Raw genomic sequence first — 16,044 nt, 5'->3', positions numbered from 1 at the left:
GTCAGGCGCAGGCAGATACAAGTCGGGCGGCCGCATCTCCGGGTGCGGCCGCTTCGCGTTTGCGCCCAAGGTCCGCGTTCAGGTTGAGACAAGCCAAATCGCATGGAGATGGAACGATCCATCTTCCTGTCGAAAAAGGCTGATCGTCTTCATGCTGAAAATAGATGAGGCCCGTGGCATCCTGATCGCCGAAGGCCCCGAAGGCGAATCCGTTCATCCGCTCGAGAGCGCGGAGGCGTTCCGGCTCATTTCGAGGGCCTGGGTGCGCTGCGGCTGGGATACGAAATACGTCTATTCTTTCAGTTGGATGGGCCGTCCGGTCATTCAGCTTCCCGAGGACATGCTGCGCATACAAGAGGTGATCTACCGGGTGAAACCGGACGTGATCATCGAGACCGGCGTCGCCCACGGGGGCTCGCTCATTTTCTATGCCAGCCTGTTCGAGGCCATGGGCCGCGGCCGGGTCATCGGCATCGACATCGAGATCCGCCCCCACAATCGCGCAGCCATCGAAGCGCACGAAATGTTTCCGCGCATCACGCTGGTCGAGGGCAGCTCCGTTGCGCCTGAGGTCGTAGCTCAGGTGGGCGCGCTGGTCGCCCCGGGTGAGACGGTTCTGGTGCTGCTCGACAGCAATCACACCAAGGCCCACGTCCTGGCTGAGCTCGAAGCCTACGGCCCGTTCGTCACGCCGGGGTCCTACATCGTCGCTACCGACGGCATCATGAAGGAGGTCGTTGGCGCACCGCGCACCTCGCCCGACTGGAGCTGGAACAATCCGCTCGATGCCGCCGCCGAGTTCGCCGCCTCCCACCCCGAATTCGTTCTCGAAGAACCTGTGTTCCCGTTCAACGAAGGCGTCGTGACGGAGCGTGTCACCTACTGGCCCAAAGGCTTCCTGAAGCGCGTCGAGGGGACGACCTGATATGCAGCGCCAGCCGATCGCAGTTGCGCACGCGAGCGATGGCGAAGCCGTATTGCAGCGGGCCATGGCCGCGCTCGACCGTGGCGACATCGCAACCGCCGCAGCCGAAGCCCAGCTCGCGACCGATCTCAATCCATCGTCGGCCCTGGCGTGGGAAATCCTGAGCCTTGCCCTGCATCGGGGCGGCGCTCTCGAACAAGCCATTTCCGCCGGTCGCCGCGCCATCGAGCTCGAGCCGTCCGCGGCGAGCTATCATGCCAACTTGGGTGTGGTGCTGCGCGCGGCGGGCCGCGCCGCTGAGGCCGAGGCGTGCTACAGCGCGGCCATCGCACGTGACCCGCGGTTCGCCCCGGCCCACAACAATCTCGGCAACATTTTCCGCGATCAGGGCAGAACCGTCGAAGCCGAGGCGAGCTACCGCAAAGCGGCGGAATCCGATCCGGCCTACGCGGAAGCCTGGCACGGTCTCGGCATTGTGCTCCAGCGTCAGGAAAAGCTCATCGAGGCGGTCAGCGCGCTCGAACGGGCGGCCACGTTGCGCCCCCGGCGCGCCGACATTCTGTCGGATCTCGCCGCCGTTCTCATGGGGCTGCAGAAGTTTCCGGAAGCCTCGGCCCTTCTGATGAAGGCCATCGCGATCGATCCGCAGTCCGCAATCGCGCACGGCAATCTCGGCGCGTTGAAGCTGCGCGTCGGCCATATGGTCGCCGCCGAGCAGGCCACCGCGCGCGCCGCCGCACTTGCGCCGAACGAGCAGCGCTGGGTGAGCAATCTCGGCGTCATCGCCAAGGACCTCTCGCGCTATTCTGATGCGGAGGCGTTGTTCCGTCGCGCATTGGCGATGAAGCCGGATTATTCGCTGGCGCACGCGAACCTTCTATTCTGCCTGAACTACCACCCGGACCGCAGCGCCGAGGAGATCTTCGCCGAGTACCAGCGCTTCGATGCCGCCCACGCCCGCCCTCACATGCCGGCGGCCGTGTCGTTCGGAAACGATCCAACCCCCGGCCGCCGCATCCGCATCGGCTTCCTCTCGCCGGACTTCCGCGAGCACGCCGCCCGCCACTTCCTCGACCCCCTCCTGCGCCACCTCGACCGGAGCCAGCTTGAGATCGTCTGCTACGCCGAAGTGACGAACGAGGACCACGTCACCCAGGCCTTCAAGGGCATGGCGGACCACTGGTGCTCGACGGTGGGTCTGTCGGACGACCAGCTCGCCGAGCGCATCCGGCAGGACAAGATCGACGTGCTGGTGGACTTCGGCGGTCACACGTCTGCGAGCCGTGTTCTCGTGATGGCGCGCCGTTCGGCCCCGATCCAGATCGCCCATCACCTGGGCCACGGCTACACGTCGGGCATGTCGGCCATCGACGTGTTCCTGTCCGATCAGGAGATGGCGCCAGTCGGCAGCGAGCACCTGTTCTCGGAAAAGATCGTGCGCCTGTCGCGCATCCCCGTGGCCTACCAGCCGCCCGAGGGCATGCCGGCCGTTGCCCCGCTCCCGGCTCTGAGGACCGGCATCGTGACGTTCGGCTACTTCGGCCGCACGGAACGCATCAACGACCGGGTCGTGGCGGCATGGTCGGCGATCCTGAAGAAAGTCCCGAACAGCCGCCTGCTCCTGAACGCGAAGGCGTTCTCGGAGGCCGCATTCGCGGACCTGATGGCGCAACGATTTGCGGCCCACGGCATCGGGCGTGAACGCCTCAGCATGGTCTACACGAGCCCGCAGCCGAAGACGTGGTCGGCGTACGGCGAGGTGGACATTGCCCTCGACCCATTCCCGCACAACGCTGGGACAACGACCATCGAAGCTCTGTGGCTGGGCGTGCCTGTCGTGTCGGTCGAGGATCGACCGTCTGTGGGTCGCTTCGGCGCGAGCAATCTCGCGGCAGTCGGCCTGCGCGACTGGGTTGCGAAGGACGTCGCGGGCTACGTAGCGCTGGCGGCTGCGAAGGCCTCCGACCTCGACGCACTCGCCAAGCTACGCACCGGCCTGCGCGCCCGCATGGCGGCCTCCCCGCTCTGCGACGGCCCCGGCCTTGCACGCGAGATCGAAACCGCCGTCCGCAACCTCTGGACGGACTGGTGCGGAAGGCAGGCTCCCGCCCGCCCCGTTCTTTCGCAGACCGTCATCGAACGCCGCGCCGCGGTCATGAAAGACGCCCATCGCGCCGATGCCGCAGGACGCCCGGCTGATGCCGCTGCAGCACTTCTGCAGCACTGGTCGAGCGATCCCGCCGACAGCGACGCGGCGACGTATCTCTCCGATCTCTACCGCCGCCTCGGGCGCCTCTCCGAAGCCGAGGCCGCCGCGCGCGCCGCTCTGCACGCGATGCCGAAATCGTCGTCGGCGTTCAATGCGCTCGGCAACGCGCTCGCCGCTCAGTTCCGCCTCACCGAAGCGGAAGCGGCCTTCACGGATGCCATTTCCAACGCGCCCGATCATGCCGAGGCGCTGAACAATCGCGCCCTCGTGCTCATGCGCCGCGGACGCCTGTGCGCGGCCGAGCGCGACTTGCGCATGGCGCAGCGCCTCCGCCCGGACCTCGTGGAAGTCGGCTTCAATCTCGCCAACTCGGTGCAGGACCAGGGCCGCGCCGCCGAGGCCATCGAGATCTTCCGCGAGACGCTGAAGCGCTCGCCGAACAACCCCACCGGCCACGGCATGATGCTGTTCGCCGTGACCTATCACCCCGGCCTCACCGGCGAGGAAATCTACGCCGAGTTCCGGCGCTGGAACGACCTGCACGCCGAGCGCCACGCGCCGAAGAACCCGGTCTGGTCGAATGACAGAACCACCGCGCGCCGCCTGCGGGTCGGGTACGTCTCGCCGGATTTCGCCACCAAGTCCTCGCGCCACTTTATCGAGCCGATCCTCGTTGGCCACGATCGCTCCAAGGTCGAAATCTTCTGCTATGCCGAAGTCCCGACGCCGGACGGCGAAACGCAACGCCTGAAAGCGCTGGCCGAGAACTGGCGCTCGACCGTCGGCCTCACGGACGACCAGCTTGCCGACCTCATTCGCCGCGACGCCATCGACGTGCTGGTCGACCTCGGCGGCCACACGGCTCGCAACCGCCTTCTGACGTTCGCCCGCAAGCCGGCCCCCGTCCAAGTCGCCCATTTCCTGGGGCACGGCTACACGTCCGGCCTGTCGGTGATGGACGCCTTCCTCGCCGACGACGCGCTCGCGCCCGAAGGCTGCGATCATCTGTTCTCCGAGCCGGTCGTGCGCATGCCGCGTATGCCGGTCGCCTACGAGCCGCCGCAGGGCATGCCCGATGTGGCGCCACTCCCGGCCCTCAAGAACGGCTTCGTCACGTTCGGCAACTTCGGCCGCGCCGTGCGCCTGAACGAGACGGTTGTCGCCACCTGGTCGGAAATCCTGGCCGCCGTGCCGCGCTCGCGCCTCGTGCTGAACACGGTCGCATTCCGCGATGAGGAAGTCTGCCGCCGCTTCCGCGATCTCTTCGCGGCGCATGGCATCGGCGCCGAGCGCATCGATCTCACGTTCACGACGCCCCAGCCCAAGACGTGGGACGCTTACGGCGAGATCGACATCGCGCTCGATCCGTTCCCTCACAACGGCGGCACCACCACCATCGAGGCGGCCTGGCTCGGCGTGCCGTCGGTGTGCCTCTCCACGCGCCCATCGGTCGGCTGCTTCGGTGCCACCATCATGGGGTCGCTCGGGCTCTCGGATTGGGTTGCGAGCACGCGCGAGGAGTATGTCGCGATCGCCGTCGACCGCGCCCGCGATGTCGAAGCGCTCGCCGGACTGCGCGCCGGATTGCGCGCCCGCATGGCGGCGTCTCCGCTCTGCGACGCGAAGGGTCTCGCGAAGGAGCTCGAGCGCGTCTATCAGCGGCTCTGGCAAGGCTTCGTCGACCGCGAAGACGCCATCGAAACGCTGCAGAAGGCGGCCGGTTGGGCTTACGGTCGCGGCAATTCCATCCGCGCGGTCGAACTGTTTGAGGATGCGGCGCGACGCAGCCGGCGGCCGACGATCCTGTCGAATCTCGGCGCGGCATTGCGCGCCTGTGGTCGCGTCGAAGAGGCGGAAGCCGCCTACCGCGAAGCCATCGCGCGCGCCCCCGACTTTCCGAACGCTTATGGCAACCTCGGCAATCTGCTGCAAAGCCGCGGCCGGCTCGTCGAAGCGGAAACCATGCTGCGCCGCGCCAGCGAGCTGTCGCCGAACGACCCGCAGGTGCTCCGCAGCTTCGGCCTGTGCCTGATGCGCCTGTTGAAGGCGGCCGAAGCCGAGGCGGTCCTGCGCAAGGCCGCAGCGCTGCTGCCCAACGACGGCGACATCCTGGACAACCTGGCCCAGTTGCTGCGCCAGAAGGGCCAGCCCGCCGCCGCCGCTGCGATCTATGCGAGCGTCTCGGATGTCATTGCCAACAACTGGCGCGCCATCGGCAATCAGGCGCTGCTGCTGCAGGACCTCTCGCGCTATTCTGATGCGGAGGCGTTGTTCCGTCGCGCCTTGGCGATGAAGCCTGATTATTCTCTGGCGCACGCGAATTTGCTGTTCTGCCTGAACTACCACCCGGATCGCAGCGCCGAGGAGATCTTCGCCGAGTACCAGCGCTTCGATGCCGCCCACGCCCGCCCTCACATGCCGGCGGCCGTGTCGTTCGGAAACGATCCAACCCCCGGCCGCCGCATCCGCATCGGCTTCCTCTCGCCGGACTTCCGCGAGCACGCCGCCCGCCACTTCCTCGACCCCCTCCTGCGCCACCTCGACCGGAGCCAGCTTGAGATCGTCTGCTACGCCGAAGTGACGAACGAGGACCACGTCACCCAGGCCTTCAAGGGCATGGCGGACCACTGGTGCTCGACGGTGGGTCTGTCGGACGACCAGCTCGCCGAGCGCATCCGGCAGGACAAGATCGACGTGCTGGTGGACTTCGGCGGTCACACGTCTGCGAGCCGTGTTCTCGTGATGGCGCGCCGTTCGGCCCCGATCCAGATCGCCCATCACCTGGGCCACGGCTACACGTCGGGCATGTCGGCCATCGACGTGTTCCTGTCCGATCAGGAGATGGCGCCAGTCGGCAGCGAGCACCTGTTCTCGGAAAAGATCGTGCGCCTGTCGCGCATCCCCGTGGCCTACCAGCCGCCCGAGGGCATGCCGGCCGTTGCCCCGCTCCCGGCTCTGAGGACCGGCATCGTGACGTTCGGCTACTTCGGCCGCACGGAACGCATCAACGACCGGGTCGTGGCGGCATGGTCGGCGATCCTGAAGAAAGTCCCGAACAGCCGCCTGCTCCTGAACGCGAAGGCGTTCTCGGAGGCCGCATTCGCGGACCTGATGGCGCAACGATTTGCGGCCCACGGCATCGGGCGTGAACGCCTCAGCATGGTCTACACGAGCCCGCAGCCGAAGACGTGGTCGGCGTACGGCGAGGTGGACATTGCCCTCGACCCATTCCCGCACAACGCTGGGACAACGACCATCGAAGCTCTGTGGCTGGGCGTGCCTGTCGTGTCGGTCGAGGATCGACCGTCTGTGGGTCGCTTCGGCGCGAGCAATCTCGCGGCAGTCGGCCTGCGCGACTGGGTTGCGAAGGACGTCGCGGGCTACGTAGCGCTGGCGGCTGCGAAGGCCTCCGACCTCGACGCACTCGCCAAGCTACGCACCGGCCTGCGCGCCCGCATGGCGGCCTCCCCGCTCTGCGACGGCCCCGGCCTCGCACGCGAGATCGAAACCGCCGTTCGAAACCTCTGGACGGACTGGTGCGGAAGGCAGCGTCAGGCCGGCGAAAAGGCTGTCCAGTCGCAGTTCGAAGAGGCCATCCAGGCCTTCCAATCCGGCAATTTCCCGCGCGCCTTGTCACTGTCGGACGCTGTGCTCGCCGCGTCTCCCGACTCGACCGACGCGCGCCATCTGCGCGGCGTTGCGGCCTACAAGCTGGGACGCCTGGCCGAAGCGGTGGGCGATTTGACGAAGGCCATCGCCGGCGCGCCGGACCGGGCGGACTTCCGCTGGAATATCACGCCGATGCTGCGCGGCCTCGGCCGTCTTGCTGAAGCCGAGACCCACGGCAAGGAAGCCGTCCGCCTCGCCCCGCAGTCTCCGGAAGCGCACAACAACCTCGCCAGCGTCTACAAGGATCTCGGCCGCGCCGCCGAAGCGGAGGCGCACCTGCGCCATGCCCTGACGCTGCGGCCGGACTATTCCGACGCCTGGTCGAACCTGTCATGGACGCTGTCGCTCGCGGGCAATGCGCGCGAAGCGGAAGCCGCCGCCCGCCGCGCCGTGGAGCTCAACCCCCGTGACGCCAACGCGCTGAACAACATCGGCACGGCGCTGATGCAACAGGATCGCCTGCCGGAAGCAGCCGACTGCTTTGCCGGCGCCGTCAAGCTCAAGCCCGATTTCGCCATCGCCCATTCGAACTATCTGTTCTGCCTGAACTACCGCACCGACATGACGCCTGACGCCATTTTCGAGGCCTATCGCGATTGGGATCATGCCCACGCCGCGCCCTTGATGCCGTCGAACCCGGTGCATTTCGGCTCGCGCAATCCCGAACGGCGCCTACGCATCGGCTACATGTCGCCGGACTTCCGCTACCACGCCGTGAGCTTCTTTATTGAATCCCTGATCGCCGCCCACGACCGCGAGCGCTTCGAAGTGACCTGTTACGCCGAGGTCGCCAATCCGGACGCCGTGACGGACCGCTTCAAGCGCCATGCCGCGCGCTGGCGCTCGACGGTCGGCCTGTCCGACGCCGAGGTGGCGGACATGATTCGCGCCGACGAGATCGACGTGCTGGTCGACCTTGCGGGCCACACCTCCGGCAACCGCCTGCTGACGTTCGCCCGCAAACCTGCGCCCATCCAGGTTGCCCACATGGTCGGCTCCGGCACCACCACGGGCCTGTCGGCCATCGACGCCTTCCTCATCAACGAGGCTCTGCTGCCGATGGGCGCGGAGCGCTATTTCGCCGAGCGCCCCATCCGCCTGTCACGCATGCCGCACGTCTACGTGCCGCCCGAGGCGATGCCCGACGTCGCGCCGCTCCCGGCGCTCAGGAACGGCTTCGTCACGTTTGGCTGCTTCAGCCGCCCGGCCCGCATCAACGAGGATGTCGTCAAGGCCTGGACGCGCATCCTGCGCAGCGTGCCGAATTCCCGGTTGGTCATGAACAGCAAGCCGTTCCGGGAAGAAGAGAATTGCGCCGCCTGGCATGCCCGCTTTGCCGCGGCCGGCCTCGAGCCCGGCCGCGTCAAGCTGGTCTACACCTCGCCGCAGCCGCGCACATGGGACGCTTACGGCACCATCGATATCGCGCTGGACCCGTTCCCGCACAACGCCGGCACCACGACGATCGAAGCGCTGTGGCTGGGTGTGCCCGTCGTTTCGCTGGCGGATCGCCCGCCGGTCGGCCGTTTCGGCGCGTCGATCCTCGGCAGTCTCGGTCTCGACGACTGGGTTGCGCACGACGTCGACGCCTACGTCGCCCGTGCCATCACGGCGGCCAGCAACATCGAAGCCTTGTCGCGCATGCGGAGTGGCTTGCGGGCGAAGTTTGCAGCGTCTCCGATCGGAAGCGATGCCGCCGGTCTCGCGCGTGAAGTCGAAGACGCCTATCGCAGCCTGTGGCGCGCGTACTGCGCACGCGGAAAAGCGTAAGCGCGTTTTGCTCAGTATAAGCCTCGGATAAGCCAGTGCCGCCAGGGTCAATTGCAACGCACGATGAATCTTAAAGTCGTCGCGGAATAAGTTTTGGGAATGAGGGGCTGACGGGTGACGACAATTCAAACGGCTTTATCTGCAGCCACGACGATCAAGCGCCGCGACGTGCTCACGCGCCGCGAACGTGCGTGCCTCGTCCTCACGGGACGCGGGCAATCGGAGAAGGAGGTCGCGCAGAAGCTCGACATCAGCCCGAACACGGTTCGCGTCCACATCGAGAACATCAAGCGCAAGCTCGGCGCGTCGAACAAGAGCCACGCGCTGATTCTGTCGCTGCTGCTCGGCGAGACGGAGCTGAACGACTTCGACGACGCAGACGCGGCGCTGCAACTTTAGCAGCAACCCTCCAACAGACATCGCCTTTCCGGATCTTCCGGATCAGTTGAGATTGGCGCCGAGCGCGGTGCGAATGCGCATCCCGATCTGATCGAGCGGCAGCGCTTCATCCGAACCGCCGGCCTCCACCAGCGAACGCGGCATGCCGTACACCACGCAGGACGCCTGGTCCTGCGAAATGTTGTAGCCGCAGAGCTTGCGCAGCTTGGTGAACTCAGCAGCACCGTCCGCGCCCATGCCCGTCAGCATGACGCCGAGAATGTTCTTGCCGAACGCGGCACGCGCGCTCTCGGCCAGAACGTCGACCGACGGCTTGTAGAGGCTCTCGCCCTGGTCGGCCGTCACCTTGAGCTCGGTCGCGGTCACGCGGGTCTGCATGCCGCCGGGCGAGATGTAGACCGTGCCCTTGACGAGCTGCAGTCCGTCTTCGGCTTCGACAACCCGCGGCTTGCAGGTGTCGTTCAGGCGCTGCGCCAGCGCCTTGGTGAAGTTGGGCGGCATGTGCTGGGCGACAACGACTGGAACCGGCAGGTTCTCGGGAAGCTGTGACAGAACCGTCTGCAGCGCCTGCGGTCCGCCCGTGCTCGATCCGATGATGCAGATCTTGGCGCTGAGACGCGCGCCTGCGGTCGGACGGGGCGGCCCCGAAGGACGGACGACACCGGCGGGCCGGGCAGCCAATGCCCGGGTCCTGTGAGATTTGGCTTCGACGGCCGCGAGCAGCTTGTCGTGGATGCGCTCGACGCCGTTCGACTTTGGAATGAAATCGACAGCGCCGATCGCCAGCGCCTCGAGCGTGATGGCCGCGCCCTGCTCGGTACGGGCGCTCACCATGATCACGGACGCGGTGCTGACGCGGACGATTTCCTTCAGCGCGTCGATGCCGTTCATCACCGGCATGTCGATGTCGAGCGTGACGACATCGGGCTTGAGCGCGATGGTCTTGTCGATCGCTTCTCGCCCGTTGGCCGCGATACCGACGACCTTGAAACGCGGGTCGGCTTCGATTTTGGTCGGAAGGACGCCGCGCATGAAGGCGGAATCATCCACGACCAGAACACGAATAAGAGGTGCGGACATGCGAGCAGCTTCCTTACGGGCCGCTGGAGCGAACGCCGGACCCCAAAGTTGGGGCGGAATCCGGGCACCAGCAATTCATGGAAACACATCGTTAACAGCGATTGGTTTCCATTCCGTTACGCGGATGGCGAACTGCCGGAGTGCGGCGCGCGCGATACATCTGATGAATGAAAGGTCCCATTAATCTAATCGCAAGCAATCCTCCGGCATAGTTTGGGCTCGGATGCAGAGGTGGATTGCGCACGATCCCATGCGGCGGGGTTGGCGCCATTGACGGGTAGTTGAAGGGGATTGGGTTATGAGCACGAACGACATGCCTGTACTCGTCGTGGACGATTACAGCACCATGGTGCGGATTATCAAAAAGCTTCTGAAGCAGATTGGCTTCGAGAACGTCGACGACGCGGCAAGCGGCGAGGCAGCCCTGCAGAAGATCAAGGCGAAGAAGTACGGCCTGATCATCTCGGACTGGAACATGGAACCGATGACTGGCTATGAGCTGTTGAAGGCCGTCCGCGCGGACGCCTCGATGAGCGACACGCCGTTCATCCTCGTCACCGCCGAATCCAAGCAGGACAACATCAACGCCGCCAAGAGCGCCGGCGTCAGCGGCTACATCATCAAGCCGTTCAACGAAAAGGTGCTGAAGGAGAAGATCGATCTCGCGCTGGCTACACCCGTCGCCGCCTAAGTCGACCCCTCTGACAGTCATCGGAAGCCCTGCGCCGCAAGCGCAGGGCTTTCTGTTTTGTGCAGCCGGAGTTTGCGGGTCCGCTTACATGTAGCCGCGCTGCATGAGATCCTTGCTGTGCAGCACGTCGACCACGGTGTCGCCGGCATCCACGACGACGACGTTGGCGATGCGCCGTTCCTTCATGAGCGAGACCGCCGCGCTCATCAGGTCGTCGATGGCGACCGTAAAGGGCCGCACGGTCATGATCTCCTGCGCGGTCTTTCCGAACATGTCCGGCGAAAACGCGCGCCGCAAGTCGCCCTCGGTGATCAGCCCGAGCAGGCGATTGGTGTTGGATTCCGTCACCACGACGCAGCCGCGTTGCCCTTCGGCGAGACGAATGACGACATGGCCGAGCAGCTCCTGCGGCTCGACGGTCGGCACCTTGTCCTTGAACTCGTCCGTGTAGCGGCGCACGGAGGACAGCAGCAGCCCGAGCCGGCCGCCCGGATGAAGCTTGCCGAAGTCCGCATCCTCGAACGAGCGCTGCTCCATGAGCAGGATGGCCAGCACATGCCCCGCCGCGAGCGTAATGACGGCGGACGACGTCGGCGCGAGATTGTTGGGGCAGACTTCCTTCACCTTCGGAAGTACGAGTGCGATGTCCGCCTGCCGCGAAAGCCGGCTGGACTCGTTGGCTGTCATCGAGATGACCTTCGTGCCGTTGGCGGCACAGAAGTCGAGCACCGGAAAAAGCTCTTTCGTCATGCCGGAATTCGAGATCGCCAGCACCACGTCCTGGCTCGTCACCATGCCGAGATCGCCGTGCGAGGCTTCGGCGGCATGCAGAAAGAAGGACGGAGTGCCCGTCGAAGCGAACGTCGCTGCGAGCTTGGCGCCGATGTGCCCGGACTTGCCGACGCCGGTTACGACCAGGCGTCCCGTGCAGGCATGAATGAGCGTCACGGCCTGCGTCAGGGTCTCATTGAAACTGTCGCGCAACTGGACGAGCGCTTCGATTTCCTGATCGACGATGCTGCGCGCTCGTTCGAGGGCCTGTTGGACGTTCGGTTGTCGCATCGAGGACGCCTCTGTCGGAAGAATTTTGCGGGCCAGCGCTAAAGTCACAGTCGCGGCTGCGCAACCCAACGAGCGCGGCAGCGCCTGCACATACATGCGCGGCAGCGCCCACAAGAGCGGCGCGGCGCCGCGTGCGAACGAGCGCGATAGCGTCGTACTGATCACCGCGGTCCCACCCTGTCAAGCAGGCTCGCGCGGTTATGAAGGGCGTATTCGCCCCGGGTGGCTAGCCCCCGCTGGAAGCGCGATAGGTTCGGTGCGAGAGCGCGCGTCCATCGTGGCCGCAGTCGTCGAAAGTAGAAATGGGTTCCCTTGCTTCGGTGATGGAAACCTTTGTTTGTCTGCGATCCAAGATCGTTGTCTCTCTTTGCCACCCATTGTAGCGTGTGCCGAGAATTTCGCCTGAGGGGCGTTCGCGCTACCGGCCAATGTCATTCGTCCAAAAATGAAATTGTGAAAGCATTCATGCACCAGCCGCTGAGCAGGCTACGTCTTGGGTGGGATGGGGCGACGCGGCATCGCGCGCTTCTCCTGAGCGTTGCGGCGGCAGTTGCGACGCTTCTCAGCGTCATGGTCCCGCGTATCGGACCGCTCGTGATTGCGATCCTCACGATGAGCGCGGCTGCGGTTCTCTCGGTTCAGGATATGCTCAAACCCGGCGCGCGGGACCGCGCGAAAGCTTTTTTCCTGCGGCCTGAGCTGGCGTTCCCCGCATGGATACTGATCGCATGCGCGTGGTCCGTGACACCGCTGGATTCGCTGAGTGAAGCCGCCTTCCTCAGCGTGCTGATCGTGCATGCGCTGTTTCTCGCGACTGTGTTCGATCGGATCGAAACGGAGGATGTCGCTGCGGTCGCTCGAGGATTTCTGGTGGGCTTCGTCCTGGCGGGGCTCTTCGTCTGCTACGAAATCTGGATGCAACAGGCCCTGGTGCGGCTGGCCCTGACCTACTTTCCGGAGCTGGAGCGAGGTCTCAGCAAGCACGCGACGATTGTGAACGGGCAGGTCGTCTGGATGACAGGCGGCATCGGAAATCGTCCGATAACGGTCATTTCTTTGCTGTGGGGGCCCGCCGTGCTCGCGGCGCGCCTCTATACCGAGGGGCGTGTGCGATGGGCGGCCTATGCTGCCGTTTTCGTCTTTGCGTTCATCGTCCTGTTTCATCCGAAATCGGAATCGCAGTCTGCTCAGCTTGTGACGGCCGTAGCCCTTCTTGCGCTGCCGCTGGCCTATGTCCTGCCGCGCGCGTCGTACTGGCTGTGGAACCTGGCGTTCGCCGGTTTGCTGTTCCTCGTCATCCCGCTCTCACTCGGGCTCTTTGCCTTCGATATGCATAAGAATCCCAGTCTATTCGCGTCTGCGCGCGCGCGCGTGATCATCTGGGACTTCACGGCGAAGCGGTACCTGGAAAGCCCGATCCTCGGAGTAGGCACGAGCGCAACTCGCCCTCTCGACGAGGAGCACGTCAAACAGGGGCTGGTGACCCCGCCGGATTTTGTCGTCGCGCCGCAAACGCGTGCGCACCCGCACAATATCTACCTTCAGATTTGGTATGAGCTCGGCATCCCGGGCGTTCTGGCGTTCGCCGCGCTGGGGTTTGCCCTATTGCGAAAGCTGTTGCTGATGGGGACGCGCAGCTACCCGATGGGCGTCGCTCAGGCTGCCGTCTGCATGACGATCCTCGTGCCGGTTTACGGTCTTTGGCAGAACTGGTTTCAGTGCGCCATCGTCGTCTCGATCCTGACGCTGGCCCTGTTCGCGGCGCCCGACGTCAAACAATCCACAGATTCTGATCTCACGTAGTTTCCTAACGGGAAATTTGTGTTCACCTCGGTGTGATGCAACGAGTCATCAGGTCACCGAAAACTTCGTCAGCAGGCTCACGAATTGTCGCGCCAACCGGGCGCTATTTTCAAATAAATGACATATTTATCAATTGAATAGAGATATTCAACAGTCGACGTACTTTTTTGCGGCCGAAGGGCCGATTCACGTTTGCCGTCACGGTGTGTTCGGGTAACGTCAAGGCGATATGTGAATACGCTTCCACCGGAGGGCGAGTCGGGTCCCAAATGCTCTTCTGGCGCAAATTCGGATCGCGAACGCGCCCCAGAACAGGATTGAGCTCCGACGCAGATGCTCAGCAAAGCCTGGCGGGAACCTATTGCGAACCGGTGTTGCTGCTCGCGCAGCGCTGTATGGGTTGAGGACAGACGTTGACATCGAAGCGTGACATGGGCGGCGTGCCCGCTCGCCTACGTGCTTGGCTTCTGAACAAGCCTCGTTACCACAAGCGTGCCGTCCTCGTTGTCGTCGACCTCATCGCTTTGAGCTTTGCCTTGTGGCTGGCACACGCCTTCCGTCTCGGGGTGGGCTATGTGCCGAAGAGCGCGGCCACGATCGCGCTGCTTGTTGCCGCCCCGCTGATCGTTTGTGCGACCCTGTGGTGGTTCGGCGTCTATCGCCTCGTAACGCGCTTCATCGGATCTCGCGGCACCACCCAGGTCTGGATGGCGGTCGGCCTGGCGACGCTCATCTGGTCGCTTATCGTCTTCCTCACCGGCCAGAACAGCATTCCCCGCTCGGTCATCATTCCGTTTGGCCTGTGCGCGGCGATGTTCCTGACCCTGACGCGCTACGCGATCAAGTTCGCTCTCGAAAGTATCGACATCCGCTTGCCGCTCATGGCGCCCAAGGTGCCGCCGAAGCCGACCATGATCTATGGCGCGGGCCACATGGGTCTTGAGCTCTTGGTCAACGTGCGGCGCGCGCGCGATCGTCAGATTGTGGGCTTCATCGACAACTCGCCGACGCTATGGCGCCAGTACGTCAACGGCGTGAAGGTCTACGCGCCCAACCGCCTCCCGCGGCTCGTCGAGCGCGAGGGCGTTTGCGAGGTGCTGGTCGCCATTCCGCATCGTCGCGACCGCCGCGATGTGCTGCGCTCGCTCGAGCGCCTGCCGGTCGCCGTAAAGGTGCTGCCGGCCTACGAAGACATCGCCTCCGGCAAGGTCGACGTGAATGACTTGCGCGACGTGGAAGTAGGCGACTTGCTCGGGCGCGATCCGGTCAAGCCGAACATGGAGCTGATGACCCGCAATACCAAGGGCAAGTCCATTCTTGTCACCGGTGCGGGCGGTTCGATCGGCTCGGAGCTGGTTCGCCAGGTGATCAGCCAGGGTCCGCGCCAGATCGTGCTGTTCGATGTGTCGGAGCCCGCTCTCTACAAGATCGAGCTGGAAGTGACGGAGCTCGTCGCCGGGTTCCCGGAAGGTACGCCACGGCCAAAGATCCGCTCCGTGCTGGGCACCGTGCTCGATGCCAAGCTCGTCAAGGAAACGATCGTCGAGAACGCCATAGAGACGATCTTCCACGCGGCCGCCTACAAGCATGTGCCGCTCGTCGAGCACAACCCGGTCGCAGGACTCGACAACAACGTGTTCGGCACCCGCATCGTCGCGGAATGCGCGCGCGACGCCGGTGTCGAGCGCTTCGTTCTGATCTCGACAGACAAAGCCGTTCGCCCCACCAACACGATGGGCGCAAGCAAGCGGCTCGCCGAGCTCGTTTTGCAGGCGATGGCGGCGGAGCAGTCGTCCACGGTCTTCACCGTCGTACGCTTTGGCAACGTGCTCGACAGCTCGGGTTCCGTCGTACCCCGCTTCCGCCAGCAGATCCGTGCCGGCGGGCCGATCACCGTCACCCATCCCGAGGTGACGCGCTATTTCATGTCGATACCGGAAGCCGCCGCCCTCGTCGTGCAGGCCGGCTCCATGGCCAAGGGCGGCGAGGTGTTCGTGCTGCAGATGGGCGACCCCGTCCGCATTGACGACCTCGCGCGTCTGATGGTGCGCCTGTCGAACCTCGAAGTGCGCGACGACAACAATCCGAACGGCGATATCGAGATCGTCTATTCCGGCCTGCGTCCGGGCGAGAAGCTCTATGAGGAGCTTCTGATCGGCGCCCACACGGAGGCGACGGAGCACCCGCGGATCTTCAAGTCGGATGAGCCCTTCCTCGAATCCGCCGAGCTCAAGAAAGAGCTGGACGGCCTGCGGGCCGCCATGGCGGCCCGCGACATGACGACGGCACGCGCCGTCCTTCTGCGGACGGTCGAAGGCTACCGCCATACTCCCCACACGGCCCCCGAGCGGCCGGCCGCGACGGCCGAAACGCACTGGGTCGACGTCGTTCCCCAAACGCTGCATTGACCAACATCGACAGCAGTTGTTAGCAACG

The 16,044-nt window shown here is 64.9% G+C and carries 8 protein-coding genes; 6 read left to right on the top strand and 2 right to left on the bottom strand.

Translation table 11 applies throughout. The annotated features are described in order from the left end of the window. The first annotated feature begins 151 nt into the window (after positions 1 to 151). The 3 genes from K2Y42_RS11860 (at position 152) to K2Y42_RS11850 (ending at position 8,972) form a co-directional block, all read left to right on the top strand. Positions 152 to 925 (top strand): CmcI family methyltransferase, encoded by a 774-nt coding sequence (locus K2Y42_RS11860; RefSeq protein ID WP_291152616.1) that lies wholly within the window; start codon positions 152 to 154, stop codon positions 923 to 925. Between the two features lies 1 nt (position 926). After that, entirely contained in the window at positions 927 to 8,573 is a 7,647-nt protein-coding gene (locus K2Y42_RS11855) for a tetratricopeptide repeat protein (RefSeq protein ID WP_291152613.1), read from the top strand. Positions 8,574 to 8,687: 114 nt separating this feature from the next. After that, entirely contained in the window at positions 8,688 to 8,972 is a 285-nt protein-coding gene (locus tag K2Y42_RS11850) for a helix-turn-helix transcriptional regulator (RefSeq protein ID WP_291152610.1), read from the top strand. A 42-nt stretch (positions 8,973 to 9,014) separates the two neighbouring features. On the opposite strand, the gene K2Y42_RS11845 is transcribed toward K2Y42_RS11850, so the two are convergent. After that, entirely contained in the window at positions 9,015 to 10,052 is a 1,038-nt protein-coding gene (locus K2Y42_RS11845; RefSeq protein ID WP_291152607.1) for a chemotaxis response regulator protein-glutamate methylesterase, read from the bottom strand. A gap of 298 nt (positions 10,053 to 10,350) precedes the next feature. Between K2Y42_RS11845 and K2Y42_RS11840 the strand changes: the two genes are divergently transcribed. Further along, positions 10,351 to 10,743 carry a response regulator gene (locus K2Y42_RS11840; RefSeq protein ID WP_291152604.1) on the top strand — a complete coding sequence of 131 codons (393 nt, stop codon included), beginning with the start codon at positions 10,351 to 10,353 and terminating at the stop codon, positions 10,741 to 10,743. A gap of 84 nt (positions 10,744 to 10,827) precedes the next feature. Here the strand turns inward: K2Y42_RS11840 and K2Y42_RS11835 are convergent, their stop codons facing one another. Continuing rightward, positions 10,828 to 11,970, bottom strand: a complete 1,143-nt coding sequence (locus K2Y42_RS11835; protein ID WP_291152601.1) for a KpsF/GutQ family sugar-phosphate isomerase — start codon at positions 11,968 to 11,970, stop codon at positions 10,828 to 10,830. A 300-nt stretch (positions 11,971 to 12,270) separates the two neighbouring features. Here K2Y42_RS11835 and K2Y42_RS11830 point away from each other — a divergent pair, with 300 nt between their 5' ends. Beyond that, positions 12,271 to 13,608 carry an O-antigen ligase family protein gene (locus K2Y42_RS11830; RefSeq protein ID WP_291152599.1) on the top strand — a complete coding sequence of 446 codons (1,338 nt, stop codon included), beginning with the start codon at positions 12,271 to 12,273 and terminating at the stop codon, positions 13,606 to 13,608. A gap of 413 nt (positions 13,609 to 14,021) precedes the next feature. Beyond that, on the top strand, positions 14,022 to 16,016 hold the full coding sequence (locus K2Y42_RS11825) for a nucleoside-diphosphate sugar epimerase/dehydratase (protein ID WP_291152597.1): 1,995 nt from the start codon (positions 14,022 to 14,024) through the stop codon (positions 16,014 to 16,016). Positions 16,017 to 16,044 lie beyond the last annotated feature (28 nt).

Origin of the sequence: Hyphomicrobium sp. (genome assembly GCF_019744875.1) — a bacterium.
Taxonomy (GTDB): Bacteria; Pseudomonadota; Alphaproteobacteria; order Rhizobiales; family Hyphomicrobiaceae; genus Hyphomicrobium_C.
The sequence above is the reverse complement of the archived record's forward strand: the minus strand, read 5'-3'. Positions and strand labels throughout refer to the sequence as shown.